This window comes from Tersicoccus solisilvae (assembly GCF_014643255.1).
Lineage (GTDB): Bacteria > Actinomycetota > Actinomycetes > Actinomycetales > Micrococcaceae > Tersicoccus > Tersicoccus solisilvae.
Map to the genome: position 1 here is coordinate 1 of NZ_BMJI01000110.1, position 509 is coordinate 509.

Genomic DNA, 509 nt, shown 5'->3' on the forward strand with positions numbered 1-509 from the left:
GTTATATGCGCGACGTAATCGTTCAACAATAGCTTTCTTAGTTATCGCCTGACAATCTGGCACACTATGTAGTGTTGATTTAACGCTTCTACCTTGAACTGGGAAGTTACCTTCTTTATCAATTATAGATTCCCAAGGGAGCGCTTTGGTTTGTTCGAATAATTCGTCAAACGTTGTTGCGTTAAAACGTCCAACAACAATTTTGATTCGGTCTGCTGTGCGCAACCATAAATTTGCCTTTACAATTGCACTTGCGTCTCCTTCAAAAAATATACGACCATTTTCAACATTTGTTTCATAGCCTAATTCTTGAATTTCCCTAGCAACAACAGCTTCTAATCCCATCGGACAAACTGCAAGTAATTGAAACATATATGATTCTCCTTTTATACAGGTATTTTATTCTTAGCTTGTGTTTTTTATACATTTCCAACAAATTTAATCGCTGATACATTAACGCATCCGCTTACTATTTTAAAACAAGGCAGTGTCATTATATCAAGACAAGG

At 36.1% G+C, this 509-nt stretch carries 1 protein-coding gene; it reads right to left on the minus strand.

Going from position 1 to position 509, the window contains the following annotated elements; translation table 11 throughout:
- Positions 1-372, minus strand: a 372-nt coding sequence (locus tag IEX22_RS16570; protein ID WP_229660129.1) for a THUMP domain-containing protein, incomplete at its 3' end; no start/stop codon positions are given.
- Between the last annotated feature and the right edge of the window lie 137 nt (positions 373-509).